The organism is Citromicrobium sp. JLT1363 (assembly GCF_000186705.1).
Lineage (GTDB): Bacteria > Pseudomonadota > Alphaproteobacteria > Sphingomonadales > Sphingomonadaceae > Alteriqipengyuania.
In genome coordinates, this window is sequence record NZ_AEUE01000002.1 from 57,124 (window position 1) to 71,643 (window position 14,520).

General features: G+C 66.8%; 15 protein-coding genes. 8 read left to right on the forward strand and 7 right to left on the reverse strand.

Annotation, left to right across the window (positions count from 1 at the left end; genetic code table 11):
• Positions 1-73 precede the first annotated feature (73 nt).
• On the forward strand, positions 74-721 hold the full coding sequence (locus ADAD_RS0102655) for a YoaK family protein (protein ID WP_010408964.1): 648 nt from the start codon (positions 74-76) through the stop codon (positions 719-721).
• Here the strand turns inward: ADAD_RS0102655 and ADAD_RS0102660 are convergent.
• The 6 genes from ADAD_RS0102660 to ADAD_RS0102685 all read right to left on the reverse strand — a co-directional run bounded on the left by ADAD_RS0102660 (position 711) and on the right by ADAD_RS0102685 (position 7,139).
• The gene (locus tag ADAD_RS0102660) at positions 711-989 is read right to left on the reverse strand and encodes a DUF167 domain-containing protein (protein ID WP_010408965.1); all 279 of its coding nucleotides are present in this window, start codon (positions 987-989) and stop codon (positions 711-713) included. The genes ADAD_RS0102655 and ADAD_RS0102660 overlap by 11 nt on opposite strands.
• Positions 990-1,116: 127 nt before the next feature.
• Complete coding sequence (locus ADAD_RS0102665) at positions 1,117-1,716, reverse strand: gamma carbonic anhydrase family protein (protein WP_010408968.1); 600 nt, start codon at positions 1,714-1,716, stop codon at positions 1,117-1,119.
• The gene (locus tag ADAD_RS0102670; RefSeq protein WP_033193142.1) at positions 1,713-3,929 is read right to left on the reverse strand and encodes a spermidine synthase; all 2,217 of its coding nucleotides are present in this window, start codon (positions 3,927-3,929) and stop codon (positions 1,713-1,715) included. Before ADAD_RS0102670 ends, ADAD_RS0102665 begins: the two co-directional genes overlap by 4 nt.
• Complete coding sequence (locus tag ADAD_RS0102675) at positions 3,926-4,495, reverse strand: GNAT family N-acetyltransferase (protein WP_010408974.1); 570 nt, start codon at positions 4,493-4,495, stop codon at positions 3,926-3,928. Before ADAD_RS0102675 ends, ADAD_RS0102670 begins: the two co-directional genes overlap by 4 nt.
• Positions 4,488-5,483: a porphobilinogen synthase gene (gene hemB, locus ADAD_RS0102680; RefSeq protein ID WP_010408977.1), complete on the reverse strand. Its 996-nt coding sequence runs from the start codon at positions 5,481-5,483 to the stop codon at positions 4,488-4,490. The genes ADAD_RS0102675 and hemB overlap by 8 nt, the downstream gene beginning before the upstream one ends.
• A gap of 42 nt (positions 5,484-5,525) precedes the next feature.
• Positions 5,526-7,139, reverse strand: coding sequence for a M23 family metallopeptidase (locus tag ADAD_RS0102685; RefSeq protein ID WP_010408978.1), 1,614 nt, complete (start codon positions 7,137-7,139; stop codon positions 5,526-5,528).
• A 241-nt stretch (positions 7,140-7,380) separates the two neighbouring features.
• Here ADAD_RS0102685 and ADAD_RS0102690 point away from each other — a divergent pair, with 241 nt between their 5' ends.
• The 7 genes from ADAD_RS0102690 (at position 7,381) to ADAD_RS0102720 (ending at position 13,546) form a co-directional block, all read left to right on the forward strand.
• Positions 7,381-10,020, forward strand: coding sequence for a helicase-related protein (locus tag ADAD_RS0102690; protein ID WP_010408981.1), 2,640 nt, complete (start codon positions 7,381-7,383; stop codon positions 10,018-10,020).
• Positions 10,021-10,036: 16 nt separating this feature from the next.
• On the forward strand, positions 10,037-10,348 hold the full coding sequence (locus tag ADAD_RS0102695; protein WP_010408983.1) for a S4 domain-containing protein: 312 nt from the start codon (positions 10,037-10,039) through the stop codon (positions 10,346-10,348).
• Positions 10,345-10,683, forward strand: a complete 339-nt coding sequence (gene fdxA / locus ADAD_RS0102700) for a ferredoxin FdxA (protein ID WP_010408985.1) — start codon at positions 10,345-10,347, stop codon at positions 10,681-10,683. Before ADAD_RS0102695 ends, fdxA begins: the two co-directional genes overlap by 4 nt.
• 29 nt (positions 10,684-10,712) lie before the next feature.
• The gene (locus ADAD_RS0102705; RefSeq protein WP_010408986.1) at positions 10,713-11,495 is read left to right on the forward strand and encodes a YihY/virulence factor BrkB family protein; all 783 of its coding nucleotides are present in this window, start codon (positions 10,713-10,715) and stop codon (positions 11,493-11,495) included.
• 208 nt (positions 11,496-11,703) lie between these two features.
• Positions 11,704-12,237, forward strand: a complete 534-nt coding sequence (locus ADAD_RS0102710; protein ID WP_010408988.1) for a CarD family transcriptional regulator — start codon at positions 11,704-11,706, stop codon at positions 12,235-12,237.
• Between the two features lie 144 nt (positions 12,238-12,381).
• On the forward strand, positions 12,382-13,173 hold the full coding sequence (locus tag ADAD_RS0102715) for a head GIN domain-containing protein (protein ID WP_010408989.1): 792 nt from the start codon (positions 12,382-12,384) through the stop codon (positions 13,171-13,173).
• A gap of 40 nt (positions 13,174-13,213) precedes the next feature.
• Positions 13,214-13,546: a hypothetical protein gene (locus ADAD_RS0102720; RefSeq protein WP_010408990.1), complete on the forward strand. Its 333-nt coding sequence runs from the start codon at positions 13,214-13,216 to the stop codon at positions 13,544-13,546.
• Here the strand turns inward: ADAD_RS0102720 and ADAD_RS0102725 are convergent.
• Positions 13,528-14,505: an L-threonylcarbamoyladenylate synthase gene (locus ADAD_RS0102725; protein ID WP_010408991.1), complete on the reverse strand. Its 978-nt coding sequence runs from the start codon at positions 14,503-14,505 to the stop codon at positions 13,528-13,530. The genes ADAD_RS0102720 and ADAD_RS0102725 overlap by 19 nt on opposite strands.
• Positions 14,506-14,520 lie beyond the last annotated feature (15 nt).

A 14,520-nucleotide genomic window follows, 5' to 3' on the forward strand; every position in this document is an offset into this window, starting at 1 on the left:
AGGCTGGCGCGGGCGATGAGGTCGGAACAGCACCGCCTTCAATACCGGGCCCGCGCGGTGTACCGCCTCCCCCATGCAGCGCTTCACCCCCCAACAGCGTCTCTTCGCCTATGCCGTGGCCGCGCTCGCCGGTTTCGTCGACGTCACCGGCTTCCTCCAGGTCGACGGCTATTTCGTCTCCTTCATGACCGGCAACACCACGCTGCTGGCGCGCGATCTGGCGGGCGGGGCGAGCCGGGTTGCGGTGCCCGCGCTGCTGATCGCGGGCTTCGTGATCGGTGTCGTCACGGGAACGCTGGTGGGCGACCGTCTGGCGTCACGGCGCAAGGTCGTCGTCACCGCGCTGGTCGCCGCGCTGCTCGTCTGCGCCGCGCTGGCGCGCTTCGTGGAGCTGCGGGAGATTTCGCTCGGCCTGCTGGTGGTCGCCATGGGCGCGCTCAACACCGCGCTCAGTGCCAATCGCGAAAGCCCGGTGGGCCTGACCTACATGACCGGCGCGCTGGTGCGCACGGGCCAGCTGCTGGCCGACCGGATTGCAGGAGACCGCAAGGCCAACCCGCTGCCCTTCGCGCTGCTGTGGCTCAGCCTGCTTGCCGGGGCACTGGGCGGTGCGGTGGTGGGGCTGTACTGGGGCGCGGCATCGCTGTGGGTCGCCTGCGCTTTCGCGCTGGCGCTGTGCCTGGCGGCGATGCGCATCCCGGCGCGCGCACCTACAGCGTAACCGCCAGCACCTTCTCGCGCGAAGTTGCGCCGCGCAACAGGCGGCAATGCGATTTGGGAATGCCCAGTGCCTTGGCGACCAGCGCTTCTACTGCCGCATTGGCGGCGCCGTCCTGGGGCTTCGCGCGCACCTTCACCTGCACGCCGCCATCGAGGATGGAGATCGATTCGGTGCGCGCGCCCGGCGTTACCCGCACGCGCAGCTCGCCCCCCTTTGCCAGTGCGCGCAGGGCTTCGGCATCGGGCAGGTCGGGCTTAGCGCGCGCCATTTGCTGCTGTCCTACAGATGCACCGGCGTGGCATGGGACATGCGTTCTTTCGCATCGTTGTCACGACCCTGATCGTACCCGGCATGAAGGGGCGATTTTTCGGCCCCTGGACACTGTGTCAGGTGTGTCAGGCGCCGTTCCCGCTCCCGGCAATCGCCGCCGCGTGGTGCTTTGCGTTTTCGGCATAGTGCGCAACGCCCAGCTGCATTCCGGCAATCGCCGCATCGTCGAGATCGCGCATCTTGCGCGCCGGACGACCGCCCCACAATTCGCGCGCGCCCATCTGCTTGGTCTCGGTCAGCATCGCGCCCGCCGCCAGCATCGCGTCGCTGCCGATCACCGCCTTGTTCATCGCAATCGCGCCGAGGCCCACGAACCCGCGATCATGTATCGTGCAGCCGTGAACCATCGCCATGTGGCCGATCAGCACATCGTCGCCGATCACCAGCGGGCAGCCATCGGGGTATTGCGGCGAAGGACCGTCGCAGTGGAGCACGCTGCCGTCCTGCACATTGGTCCGCTCGCCGATGGTTATCGAGCTGACATCGGCACGCAGCACGCAATTGTACCAGATCGAACTGCCCGCCCCGATCGTCACATCGCCCACGATCACCGTGCCCGGCGCGATGAAGGCGGTTTCGTGAATACGCGGCGCCTTGCCGTGGATGGGGATCAGGCGCACGCCCGGTCTGCCGTGAGCCGTGTCGCCGGTTATCGTATCGCTCATGGAGAGCCTCCCAAAATCGCATTCCAGTCTAGCAGAGGCAGGATCGAGGCGAAATCGTCGGTCCACACCTGCGGCGCGGGGTCGTCCAGCTCGATCCAGTCGGTCTGCGGGCTGGACAGAAGAAGCCTTGCGATGGGCTGCGGATCGCTTGCGATTGCAACCCAGAAGCTGGCGCTGATCCCGTCTTCCCGCACCGCCGGATCGTCGCGCATCAGCGCGATCCAGCCGTTCTGGGCCGCATGGGCCGCGATCACCGGCCGCAGGTCGAGATAGCGGTTGGAGATGTGGACCAGCATCAGCCCGTCGGGCTTGAGCGCGCGGCCATAGGTGTGCATCGCCTCGCGCGTCAGCAGGTGCAGCGGGATCGCATCGGAGCTGAAGGCATCCACGGCGAGCACATCGTACTGCTGCGCGGGTTCGGATTCGAGCGCGAGCCGCGCATCGCCCAGGTGAATGCCGGCTTCGGGAGCGCAATCGGCCAGGAACGAGAACACCCGGTCGCGCGAATATTCGACCACCATCGGGTCGATCTCGTAGAAAGTGTAGTCCTGCCCCGGCTCGCGGTAGCAGGCCAGTGTCCCCGTCCCCAGGCCGATCACGCCGATCTGGGCGCCCGGTCCGTAGATCTCTCGCGCGCCGGACAGCGCCAGACCCACGCCCGAAGTCGGCCCGTAATAGCTGGTCGGCGCGCGGCGCCGTTCGGGATCGAGGAATTGGCGCCCGTGGATCGTCGTACCGTGCAGCAGCAGACGGGTGTCCGGGTCCGAATGCTGGCGGATCGTATAGACGCCGAAATAGCTGCGTTCGCGGATGCCCTGCGCGCTCTCCTCCAGCGTATCCCACCCGCCGCGCGCCAGCATCGCGATCAGCAGGATGGCGAGGAAGGCCCACCTTTTGCCCAGTGCCAGAACGCCAAGCAGCGCGATGGCCAGCAGCAGCAGATGGACCGTGAAGCTCTGCGCATTGTCCAGCGCGTGAGCCATCCACAGGCCGAGCAGCGCGGCGGCCGCAACCAGCGCGAGCCTGGCGACGAGCCTGGCGCGCGCGTCGAGCCCCAGCCGGTCCATCCACGCGATCAGCGGGTTCTGCGGCAGCAGCGCCCCCGCGGCGAGCACCAGCAGCGGATGCTCCCACACCCAGTCGAACAGCAGCGGTGCGACGATGGCGGCGAACACTCCCCCCAGTGCGCCGCCCGCACTCATGACGAGGTAGAACCGGGTGAGCTGCGTGGGCGCCGGGCGGCTGGCATAGAGCCGCCGGTGGAGTGCGGTGGCAACCACGAACAGCATCAGCACCGCCGCCAGCGCCAGCGACACCCCGTCCGACCCGCGGCTGACCATCGCCATCGCACCCGCCAGCAGCAGGATGGTTGGCGCGGTGCGCGTGAGCGCGAAACCCAGCGCGCTGCGCTCGTTGAAGGCGAACACGAAGCTGAGCAGGTAAAGCCCCAGCGGCAGTACCCACAGCAGCGGCATCGCCACGATATCGGTCGTCAGGTGCGTGGTGGTCGACAGCATCAGGCCCGATGGCACCGCCGAGAGTGCGAGCCAGAAGAGGATGCGCCGCCAGCCGATCGGCTCGCCGTCCTCGGGCTCGCCCTGCCCGGCCGGGCTGTCAGCGTGGAGCGGGGTGCGCCAGCGCAGCCATGCCAGCGCAGCCATGCATGCGATCAGCAGCCCGTAACCGAGCGCCCAGACGGTGCTCTGCCCGGCAAGCGACAGGTTGGGTTCGAGCAGCAGCGGATAGCTGAGAAGCCCTGCGAAGCTGCCGATATTGGAGGCGCCGTAAAGCCAGTAAGGGTCTCCTGCATCGGGGTCTGCGGCGTACCAGCGCTGGACCAGCGGGGCCTGCGCGGCGACGATGAAGAACAGCGGTCCGATCGTCGCAACCAGCAGCAGCGGAACCCAGAACACCTCCCAGCCCGCCGGCTGCGGCACATCCGCCAGCGCAATGGGCAGGGTCAGCAGGGCAAGCGCCATCAGGGCAAGATGGACCAGCGCCTGCCTGCGCAGCGTCGCGCGGGAAAGGATGTGGGCATAGGCATAGCCGCCCAGCAGCAGCGCCTGATAGACCAGCATCGCGCTGTTCCAGACGTTCGGCGCTCCGCCCAGCTGCGGCAGCGCCAGCCGCGCGACCAGCGGCTGGACGAGGAACAGCAGGAAGCTGCCGAGCAGGATCGTGAAGACGAACAGTACGCGGGGCGAAAGCCTCATCGCGAGTGCTCCCATGTCTCGGGGTCGATGGAATAGACGATGATCGTGGGGTCCTCGGCGTCGAAATCGGCATTCTGGAAATCGAGGTCCTCGCGCCGCCGCATGCCCAGCCGCTTCATCAGGCCCCAGCTCGCCGTGTTGCGCGCCACGGTCAGCGCGACGACTTCCTCGGCATCAAATGCCTCGAAGGCGATGTCGAGCGAGGCCGTGGCGGCTTCCCTTGCATAGCCCTGGCCCCACGCATCCTCACGCAGCCGCCAGCCGACCTCCATCGTGCCTACCGGTCCGCCCGCCTGGTTGCAGCGTTTGAGCCCGCAAAAGCCGAGGATGGCGCCATCGCCCTTGCGCTCCACTGCCCAGAACGTGTGGCCGTAATCGTGCTTGTACGACAGCAGGCGATCCTGCGCGCCCTGCCGTTTGTCTGCATCGCACACCCCGCCCAGCCAGCGCATGACGGCGGGCGTGTTGGTTCCCTCCCAGAACGCCGGCCAGTCATCCTCCCGCCAGTCGCGCAGGATCAGGCGTTCGGTCTCGTGCCGAAAGTCCGCCACCTTGACGTCAGCCATTCAGAAGGCGCGCCGCGAAGGGTGCATAATAGGTAAGGATCCCCGCACATCCGGCCCGTTTGAAGGCCATCAGCTTTTCCATCACCAGCGGCTCGCGCGCGCCGACCCCCGCAGCCACACCCGCTTCGACCAGCGCATATTCGCCGCTCACCTGATAGGCGAACACAGGCACATCGAACCGGTCGCGCGCCATGCGGATGATGTCGAGATAGGCGAGCCCGGGCTTCACCATCACGCTGTCCGCGCCTTCGGCAATGTCCATCGCGATCTCGCGCATGGCCTCGTCGCTATTGGCCGGGTCGAGCTGGTAGGTGCGCTTGTCGCCCCTCAGCCGGTCGCCAGAGCCCACCGCATCGCGGAACGGGCCGTAAAAGGCCGAGGCATACTTGGCCGCGTAGCTCATGATCTGGACATTGGTGTGCCCGGCGTCTTCGAGCGCCTGCCGGATAGCGGCGACGCGGCCGTCCATCATGTCCGACGGGGCGATCACATCCGCGCCCGCCGCCGCCTGGTTGAGCGACTGCTTGACCAGCGCATCCAGCGTTGCGTCATTGGTGACGTAGCCGCTTTCATCCAGCAACCCGTCGTGGCCGTGGCTGGTATAGGGATCGAGCGCGACGTCGCAGACCACGCCTATGTCATCGCCGAAGCGCTCGCGGATCGCGCGCAGGGCGCGGCAGATCAGGTTGTCGGGGTTCCAGGCTTCTTCCGCCTCGTCGCTGCGCCTGTCGGGCGGCGTGTTGGGAAAGAGCGCGATTGCCGGAATGCCAAGCGCGATCGCTTCGGCCACACGTTCCAGCAGCAGGTCGATCGACCAGCGACTGACGCCGGGCAGGCTGGCGACGGGTTGTTCGGCGCCCTCTCCCTCGATCACGAACAGCGGCCAGATCAGATCGGCCGGCGACAGCGTGTTTTCACGGTGGAGGCGCCTGCTCCAGTCGGCGGAGCGGGTGCGGCGAAGCCGGGTGGCGGGAAAGTTTGCACTCATGGCCGCGCGGTGTGGCGCAAGGCCACGCACGCCGCAAGCGGGTTAGCTGCCCCGTGCATGGCGCGCGTGGAGCGCAACACGGTCGATCTCGCGCACGGGGTTCTCCGATACGGGCCTGCTGGGATGCATGTCTTCCAGCGCCGCACCTGCCTCCACCGTCTTGAGCGCGTCCAGAGTGGAGCGGAAACGGCGCAGCTGCTCGCCGCTCAGCGTGGCGCGCGTGACGTAGCGGACCGACAGCGGATCGACATGGCGCCCGCCGCGATACATCTCGTAATGGAGGTGCGGCCCGGTGGAGAGGCCGGTCGAGCCGACATAGCCGATGATCTGGCCACGCTTCACATATTGGCCGCGCGATACGGCCATCCGGCTCATGTGGCAGAAGCGCGTGCTCAGCCCGCCCTCGTGAGCGAGCCGCACGGCGTTGCCGCAACCGCCCGCCCGGCCTGCGCTGGTCACGCGTCCGTCGGTCGGCGCGACGATCGGCGTTCCGTGCCGCGCGCGGTAATCTACGCCTGCATGCATGCGCTTGTAGCGCAGGATCGGGTGGCGGCGCATGCCGTAGCGCGAACCGATCGGCCCCGGCACCGGTGCGACCAGGCCCGAGCGCTGCTCGCCCACGCCCGACGCTTCGTAGAACTGGCCGTCGCTGCCCCAGCGCATCAGCTGCGTGGTGGCCTCTCCATCGCGCTCGATACCCGCATAGAGCAGGCGCCCCGCCTGCCGTTCTCCTGTTGCCGCGCGGCGATAGGAAACGATCATGTCGAAGGTGTCGCCGGCCTGCAGCGCCTTGTCGAGATCCTCGTGATCACCCAGCGCCTTGAGATAGGCCTGGATCGCGCTGGCGGGCGCGCCTGCCGCGCGCGCGGAGCGGTAGAGGCTCTCGCCCACGGTCCCGCGCAGGCGCAGCGGGGTCTCGTCGACTTCGATCGGCTCGCGGATCAGGGAGAGATTGCCATCGCTCCCCCGCGCCACGGCCAGCGAGAGATCGAATCGCGCGCGAAACCGCAACTCGTCGAGCGGTCGCTGCCGGCCCGGATCGGTCCGGCGGCCAAGAGTAACGTCGATCTGCGTGCCCGGCTCGATCTCTTCGAGCGAGATCGCCTGCGCAACCAGCTGCGCCGCTCGTTCCGCGTCGGACTGACCCACTCCCTGCCGGGCGAGAATGCCGGCCAGGCTGTCGCTGCGGCCGAAGGTGGCGGTGCTTTCCAGCTGCGGGCGCTCCGGCGCGTCGCGCAGGGGCCGTACCAGCGCGCTCGCGGCCATCCGCGCGCCCGTATCGCCCCCGAGCGCGAGTGGCATGATCGTCTGGCTGCGGAATTCTTCGCGCGTCCGGTCGTCGAGACGCAATGCGGGCGCGGCTTCGAGAGGCGAGAAATCCGGCCAGAAGGCCAGGGCCACGGCGGTGAGCGAGAGGAAGGTGGCGGCCCCGCGGAACCAGCGCGCACTGCCGATATTCTGCGCCAGGTCGGGCGCAAGATCGGCCTGTTCCAGACGGGCGATCCCATCGCGGGCGATTCGCGTGCCGGAGCGCGCAAAGCTGGCCAATCGCGCGTGCGCGCCGCCGGCGGCCTTGCCCACGGGTTCGCGGAACTGCGCGGGGGCGCTGTCGTCCTGCTGGATGTCCGTCGGCTGCGCATCTTGCGTTTCCGGCATGTGCGCTGCCGACCGTTCGGCGTAAGTCAGATCCCGTCTCCGATAGTCTGGTACTGCCGCTCCGGACCCCGGTCATGCGAAGGGGCGGCGCTTATCGGTTGAGGCGCGTTTGTGCCATTGCATTCTTAATTGCCGTTTAATCACGCGAGGTATCGGCGTCGAACTTCGGTGGGGCGAGCCCTGGAAGCGCCGAGCCGGTGGCTCGCTTGCGGTGCGCGCGCAGCCTTGCCACATGGGGTGCATGTCCGCGCCTTCGATCAAGGCTGTCCTTGGCCCCACCAACACCGGCAAGACCCACCTCGCCATAGAGCGGATGTGCGGCCACTCGAGCGGCGCGATGGGCTTCCCGCTGCGGCTTCTGGCGCGCGAGGTTTACGATCGCGTCGTCGCCATCAAGGGCGAAAAGGCGGTTGCGCTGATTACCGGTGAAGAACGCATCGAGCCGAAGGATGCGCGCTATTTCCTGTGTACGGCAGAGGCCATGCCGCATGATGGCGGCGGCCATGCCTTCGTGGCGATCGACGAGGTGCAGCTCGCAGCCGACCGCGAACGTGGGCATGTCTTCACCGACCGCCTGCTCAATGCACGCGGTCGGGAAGAGACCATGCTGCTGGGTTCGGCGACCGCAGCGCCCCTGATCCAGTCGCTGATCCCCCATGTGGAGCTGACCGAACGCCCGCGCTTTTCCACGCTCGCCCATGGTGGCGCGAAGAAACTTTCGCGCCTTCCCAAGCGCAGCGCGGTGGTCGCCTTCTCGTCCGAGCAGGTTTACGCCATCGCCGAAATGCTGCGCCGCCAGCGTGGCGGTGCGGCGGTGGTGATGGGTGCGCTGAGCCCGGAGACGCGCAACCGGCAGGTCGAATTGTTCCAGAATGGCGAGGTCGACTACATCGTGGCGACCGACGCCATCGGGATGGGCCTCAATCTTGACGTCACCCATGTCGCCTTCGCCAGCCTCGCCAAGTTCGACGGCGTTAAGCGGCGGCGTCTGACCCCCTCGGAAATGGCGCAGATCGCCGGTCGCGCGGGGCGGCACCACCGGGATGGCAGCTTCGGTGCACTCGTCGGCATGGGCGGGCAGGATGCCGAGTTCACCGAAGAAGAAATCTTCGCCATCGAAGAACACCGCTTCCAGCCGCTGACCAAGCTGTTCTGGCGCGAGGCGGAGCCGCGCTTCGATACGCTGAACACGCTGATCGCCGATCTTTCGGCCAAGCCCGACGAGCGCGAACTGGCGCCTGCGCCCGAATCGATCGACCTCGCGGTATTGCGCAAGCTGGCCGACCAGCCTTTTGCGCAGGCCATTCGCGGCCCAGCCAATGTGCGGCGCTTCTGGGAAGTGTGCTCTCTGCCCGATTTCCGCGCATCGGGTGTCGACACGCATGCGCGCTTCGTCACGCGGCTGTGGCAGGACTTGCGCGAAGGCTATATCGGCGCAGACTTCGTCGCCGCCCGGATCGCAGAACTCGATACGGTACGCGGCGACATTGCCGTGCTACAGGGACGGATAGCCGCGATCCGGTCTTGGGCCTATATCTGCCAGCGACCCGACTGGGTGCTCGCGCGCGACGAAATGGCGGCGCGCGCCCGCGCGGTCGAAGCCCGCCTGTCGGACGCGCTGCACATGCGCCTGACAGAGCGGTTCGTGAATCGAAGGACATCCGTTTTAATGAAGCATCTTGGCAATGATCCCTCGCTCCTCCCCATTTCGCTGGAGGACGACGGCACACTGCTTGTGGAAGACCAGGCGATCGGCAAGCTGGAGGGCTTCCGCTTCGCCATCGATCCGCATGCAGCGGCGGGCGACCGCAAGATGCTGCTGTCGGCGGGCGAAAAGGCTCTGCCGCGTATCCTTGCCACCCAGGCCGAAAAGCTGCGCGAGAGCGGGCTGGATGGGGTCGCGCTACGCGATGGACGGGTGATGTGGGGCGATCAGGAAATCGCCCGGCTGGAACATCCGGTCGATCCGGCCGAGCCCCGGCTGAAGCCCGCGCGCGAGCTTGACCGGCTGCCCGAAGGCGCGCGTGCCGCGTTCATCGCTGCCATCGAAGCCAAGGTGAAGGAGTGGCTCGCACCGCTCGAACCGCTGCGCAAGTTGCAGCTCGCCTCGAAGAGCGAGGACGCGACCTCTTGGGCGCGTGCGCTGCTGCTCAACCTCCTCGACGGGCATGGCATCGTCACGCGCGAGCGTGCGGGGATCGAGAACCTGCCCAAGGAAGCGCGGCCCTTCCTGCGCAAGGTGGGCGTGGTGTTCGGCGCGCTGGATATCTTCGCGCCCGCGCTGCTCAAGCCCGCGCCGCGCCTCGCAATGAAGCAGGCCGGGATCGACCGGCGTCCGATCGACGAGGCGATGCGTTCGGTCATTCCCGCTACCAAGCCGTTGCCAGCCGGATACCGCCCGGCGGGCGAGCAGCTGGTGCGCGTCGACATTGCGGAGAAGCTGTTCAGGCAGGCGCACGAAGCGAGAGCGAAGGCGAAGGGCGCAGGAGAGAAGCGCGGTCGCGGTGCGCCCTTCGTGCTCGATACTGCCCTGGCCGTGTCGACGGGCCTCACGCCGGACAGCATCAAGCGGCTGCTGGGCGCGGCGGGTTTCCGGATGGTCGAGGGCAAGCCCGTGCCCGAGGGTGCTTTCGGCCCCGCCCTGCCCGATCGCTGGCGCTGGCTGCCGCAAAGGTCGGGATCGCGCTCAGGCGCGCGGGGGAGCGATGGAGAGCATCGTCGGCAGGGCAAGTCCCGTCACGCCAAGGGGGCCAGCAAGCCCGGGGGCAAGGGGCGCGGCAAGCCACAGGGTTCGGGACGGGCCGATCAGGGCGCGAATGGCAAGCCGCGCGAGCCACGGCCAGAAAATGCGTTTGCAGCGCTGAAAGATATGCTTTCGTAATGCGGAGCAGTCGCTGATGCGGCTCGACCTGGTGCTGTGCCGTCTGCGCTTCGTGCGCACGCGCAGCGCGGCCCGCAGCCTCATCGAAAGCGGCCATCTTCGGCTGAACGGAGCGCGTGTGGAGCGGGTTGCGCGCGAGATCGCGGCGGGCGATGTGCTCACCATACCGCGCAAGGCCGGGGTCGTCGTGATCCGGATCGAGAGCCTGCCGGATCGCAGAGGCCCTCCTGCCGAGGCGCAGGGATGTTACAGCCTGCTTGACCGCCCCGGCACCGACACACTAGCAGCGGCGCCAGAAACCAACGGCGCGCAAGGAACACGCCCATGACCTACGTCGTCACCGACGCCTGTATCAAATGCAAATATACCGACTGCGTCGAGGTTTGCCCGGTCGACTGCTTCTACGAGGGCGAGAACATGCTCGTCATCAACCCCAGCGAATGCATCGATTGCGGTGTGTGCGAGCCCGAGTGCCCGGCCGAGGCGATTCTGCCCGATACCGAGGACGGGTTGGAGAAGTGGCTGGAACTGAACACCAAGTTCTCCAACGAATGGCCCAATATCACGCAGAAGAAGGACCCGCCCGAGGACGCCGACGAGCACAAGGGCGAAGAGGGCAAGTTCGAAAAGTTCTTCACGGCGGAACCCGGCGAGGGAGACTGAGTCGATTCCCCTAGAAACGGGGGACTCGAATGCTCGATACACTCAAACAAACCTGGCGCGGCGCGAGCGAGGACAATGCCGGTCTCGTCGCGGCGGGCGTCTCCTATTACGCCTTCCTGGCAATGGTGCCGCTGCTGGCGGTGTGCGTATTGCTGTACGGCCTGGTCGCCACGCCGGAGGTTGTCGCCCGCGACATCGCCTCGCTCGGCCGTGGATTGCCGCCCAGCGCCGCCTCGCTGATCGGCGACCAGTTGCGTTCCGTTACCGAGGCAAACGATAACACCAAGGGCCTGGGTCTGGCCATCGCGCTGGCGCTCGCCCTGTTCGGGGCGCGCAACGCGGCAGGCGGTGTGATCGGCGGGCTGAACGTGGTCTTCAATGTCGAGGAGGACCGCGGCTTTCTGAAAAGCAATGCGATCGCGATCATCGTCACCCTGGGTGCGGTCTTCGCGCTTGCGCTGGCCGGTACCGCCATCTCACTGGCCGCAGCCCTGCCCGGCGCGGCGGCTCCGGTTGCCAGCTTCGGGCTGATGTTCCTTGTCGGGATGCTGGGCGCCGGCTTTCTCTATCGCTTCGCCCCCAACCGGCCCGACCCGCCATGGAGTGCGGTACTGCCCGGCGCTGCGATTTTCGCCTTCGTCTGGGTTGGCGCAACCGCGCTTTTCGGCAGCTATGTTGCCAATTTCGCCAACTATAACGCCACCTACGGCTCGCTCGGCGCGGTCGTCATCCTGCTGACCTGGTTCTATCTCAGCGCCTTTGTCTTGCTGCTCGGCGGGGAATTCGTGCAGGCGCGGGCCGAGCGAAATTGACGCGTCCCATTTGTTTCATTGACTCGCAATATTCGCTCGAACCTGCTATATAGGCTGCCCCGTTGCGGTGAGCATCGCTGCGGTACTTGAACGTTGAAAGGCAGGTTTCCCCGGCATCACCTCGCAACTGGACTTTCGCCCCACGCGGGCGACCGGTCCTCTTGTGCCTGTGACGCCTCGCCCCCGCCTTCGGTAGAAAGGAATTTTCATGGCAGCCAAGGCTCTCGCCTTCGATGTCGGCGATTATGTCGTTTATCCCAAGCATGGTGTCGGCCAGGTGGTCGAACTGCAGAGCGAAGAGATCGCGGGGATGGAGCTCGATCTTTACGTTCTGCGCTTCGAGAAAGAGCGGATGACCCTTCGGGTACCGGTCAACAAGGTCGAATCGATCGGCATGCGCAAGCTTTCCAGCAGCAAGACTCTCAAAGAGGCGATGGAAACGCTCAAGGGCAAGCCCAAGGTCAAGCGCACGATGTGGAGCCGCCGTGCGCAGGAATACGAAGCCAAGATCAATTCCGGCGATCTGGTTTCCATCGCGGAAGTGACGCGCGACCTTTTCCGCCCCGACGATCAGCCCGAACAGAGCTATTCCGAACGGCAGATCTTCGAAGCTGCCTCCAGCCGCCTCGCGCGCGAGCTCGCAGCGATGGAAGAGACCGACGAGCCCGCCGCTCTCGAGAAGATTCTCTCCGTGCTGCGCGAACACGCGCCGCAATATTACGAGAATGCCGAGGAGGCATGATCGGCTGACCGGCACCCGATCGACGGGCGCCCCATACTGATCGACGAGGGCCGCTCCATACCGGGGCGGCCCTTCTTCGTTGGGGTTGCCCGGACCGCCCACCTGTATTAGTATGGTAACACAGCTATTCGGTGGGAGAATGACATGAAATTCCGGTCCGGCATCGTGCTTGCAGGGGCAGCGGCGCTGCTCGCTGCCTGCGGCAGCAATTTCTCGATCAACTCTAGCGACGGCGTCCCGCTGTCCGAGTTCGACTATGCCGACGCCACGCCAACCGGGATCTCGCTCGCCGGACCCGATCGGGTAGTCGTGACCTCGGGAGAAACCCTGGCCATCGAAGTCGAGGGCAGCGCCGAAGCGACCGAAGGGGTGCGGTTCGAAATGGACGGTGACGAGCTGGAAATCTCGCGTGAGGGCCGCCTGATGGGCAGCTCCGTGGCAACCGTGCGTGTGACAATGCCGACGCCCAACAGCCTGTCGCTCGCCGGATCGGGCGAGATCGAACTTGACCGGCTCGGCAGCGGCGGGGAAGCGTCGGTTTCCATCGCCGGCTCGGGCGAGGCGCGGGTGGCGCGCATCGCGGCCGGCACGCTCGAGGTGAGCATTGCGGGCTCGGGCGATCTGGTCGGCGCGGGCTCTGCCGAAACGCTCGATCTCTCCATCGCGGGCTCGGGCGACGTGGACCTGCGCGACGTGCAGGTGGAGAACGCCGATATCTCGATTGCGGGCTCTGGCGATGCGGTGTTTTCTTCGAATGGCACCGTCGAGGCGAGCATCATGGGATCGGGCGACGTTACCGTCCTCGGCTCAGCGAGTTGCTCGGTCAAATCAATGGGTTCCGGTACGGTCAAGTGCGAGCGTAGCGGTGCGGGCGCCAGTGCGTCCGAGGCCGACACCGGCACCGCCTCGACACAAGACGAGCAAAGCGCGCAGTAGGCGACTATCCGGCGGCCATCGCATTGGCTAAGGAGGAGGCATGACGCGCACGCCCTCCCTCCTCCTGCTCGGCCTGGCCGCCATTGCTCTCCAGGGCTGCATTGCGAAGACTGCGCTGGATATCGCCACTGCGCCAATCAAGGTCGGTAGCAAGGCGGTCGATCTGGCAACCACCAGCCAGAGCGAGGCGGACGAGAAGCGCGGGCGTGAACTGCGCAAGCGCGAGGAAGAGCTGGGCAAGCTCGAACGCCGCTATCGCGACCAGCGCGAAGATTGCGAAGACGGAAGCCGCAAGGCCTGCGAGAAGGCGCGCGAAACCTACGAAGAGATCGAGCGGCTTCGCCCGACGATACCCTACGAGCCCGACGACTGATCGACGGGCGCGGCAGCACGCCGCAGCCGGTCGTTGATCGCCTTGCCCACCCCTTCCCCGGGTACTTGCGCGACCGCGATACGCGGCTTTTGCGATCCGGCGGCCTTGTGCAGGCACGCATAGAGGTTCCGCGCGGCTTCGCCGAGATCGCCGCCAGCCGACAGCGTGACGTCACCCCGCGTTGCGCCGAAGCCGATCATGAACTCGTCCGTTTCGGGACGCGTGACGCCAAGGCGCAAAGGTTTGCCCGGAGCGTAATGGCTGGCGAGCTGACCTGGCGCTTCGAGCGTTCTGCCCTCCCCCGGAGCGGGCATATCCTTCCCGAAATACTGGCGATGCAGCGCGTCGAGGTCGATGGGGCCCGCGCGCAGTTCTTCCCACGATCCGTCGTCGCGGATCGCCAGAATCGATGATTCGACCCCGGCCTCGGTCGGCCCGGCGTCGAGCACCAGGTCTATCCGTCCGTCCAGCGACGCCAGCACATGGTCTGCCGATGTCGGGCTGATGAACCCGCTGCGGTTGGCGGAGGGTGCGGCCAGCGGAAAGTCCACCGCCGCCAGCAGCTGCTGCATCGCGGGATGGGCCGGGCAGCGCAGAGCAACCGTTGGCAGGCCTGCCGTCACGGCCGGCGCCAATCCTGCATCCGGCCTGGAGGGAATCACCACGGTCAGCGGCCCCGGCCAGGCCGTCTCTACGGCGGTCTGCGCGGCGTTGGACCATCGGGCATATCGCGCCGCCTGCTCTTCGTCGCCGACGTGGACAATCAGCGGATTGAAGCTCGGCCGGCCTTTCGCCGCGAATATCCGCGCCACCGCTTCTTCCCTATCGGCGCGGGCCGCGAGGCCGTAGACCGTCTCGGTCGGCACGGCGACCAAACCGCCGGCGTGCAGGATCTCGGCTGCGCGGGCGATTCCCGCCGCATCGGCCAATACCTTTTCCGTAACGTATTTGCGGTCCATCCCTGCGCGCTATAT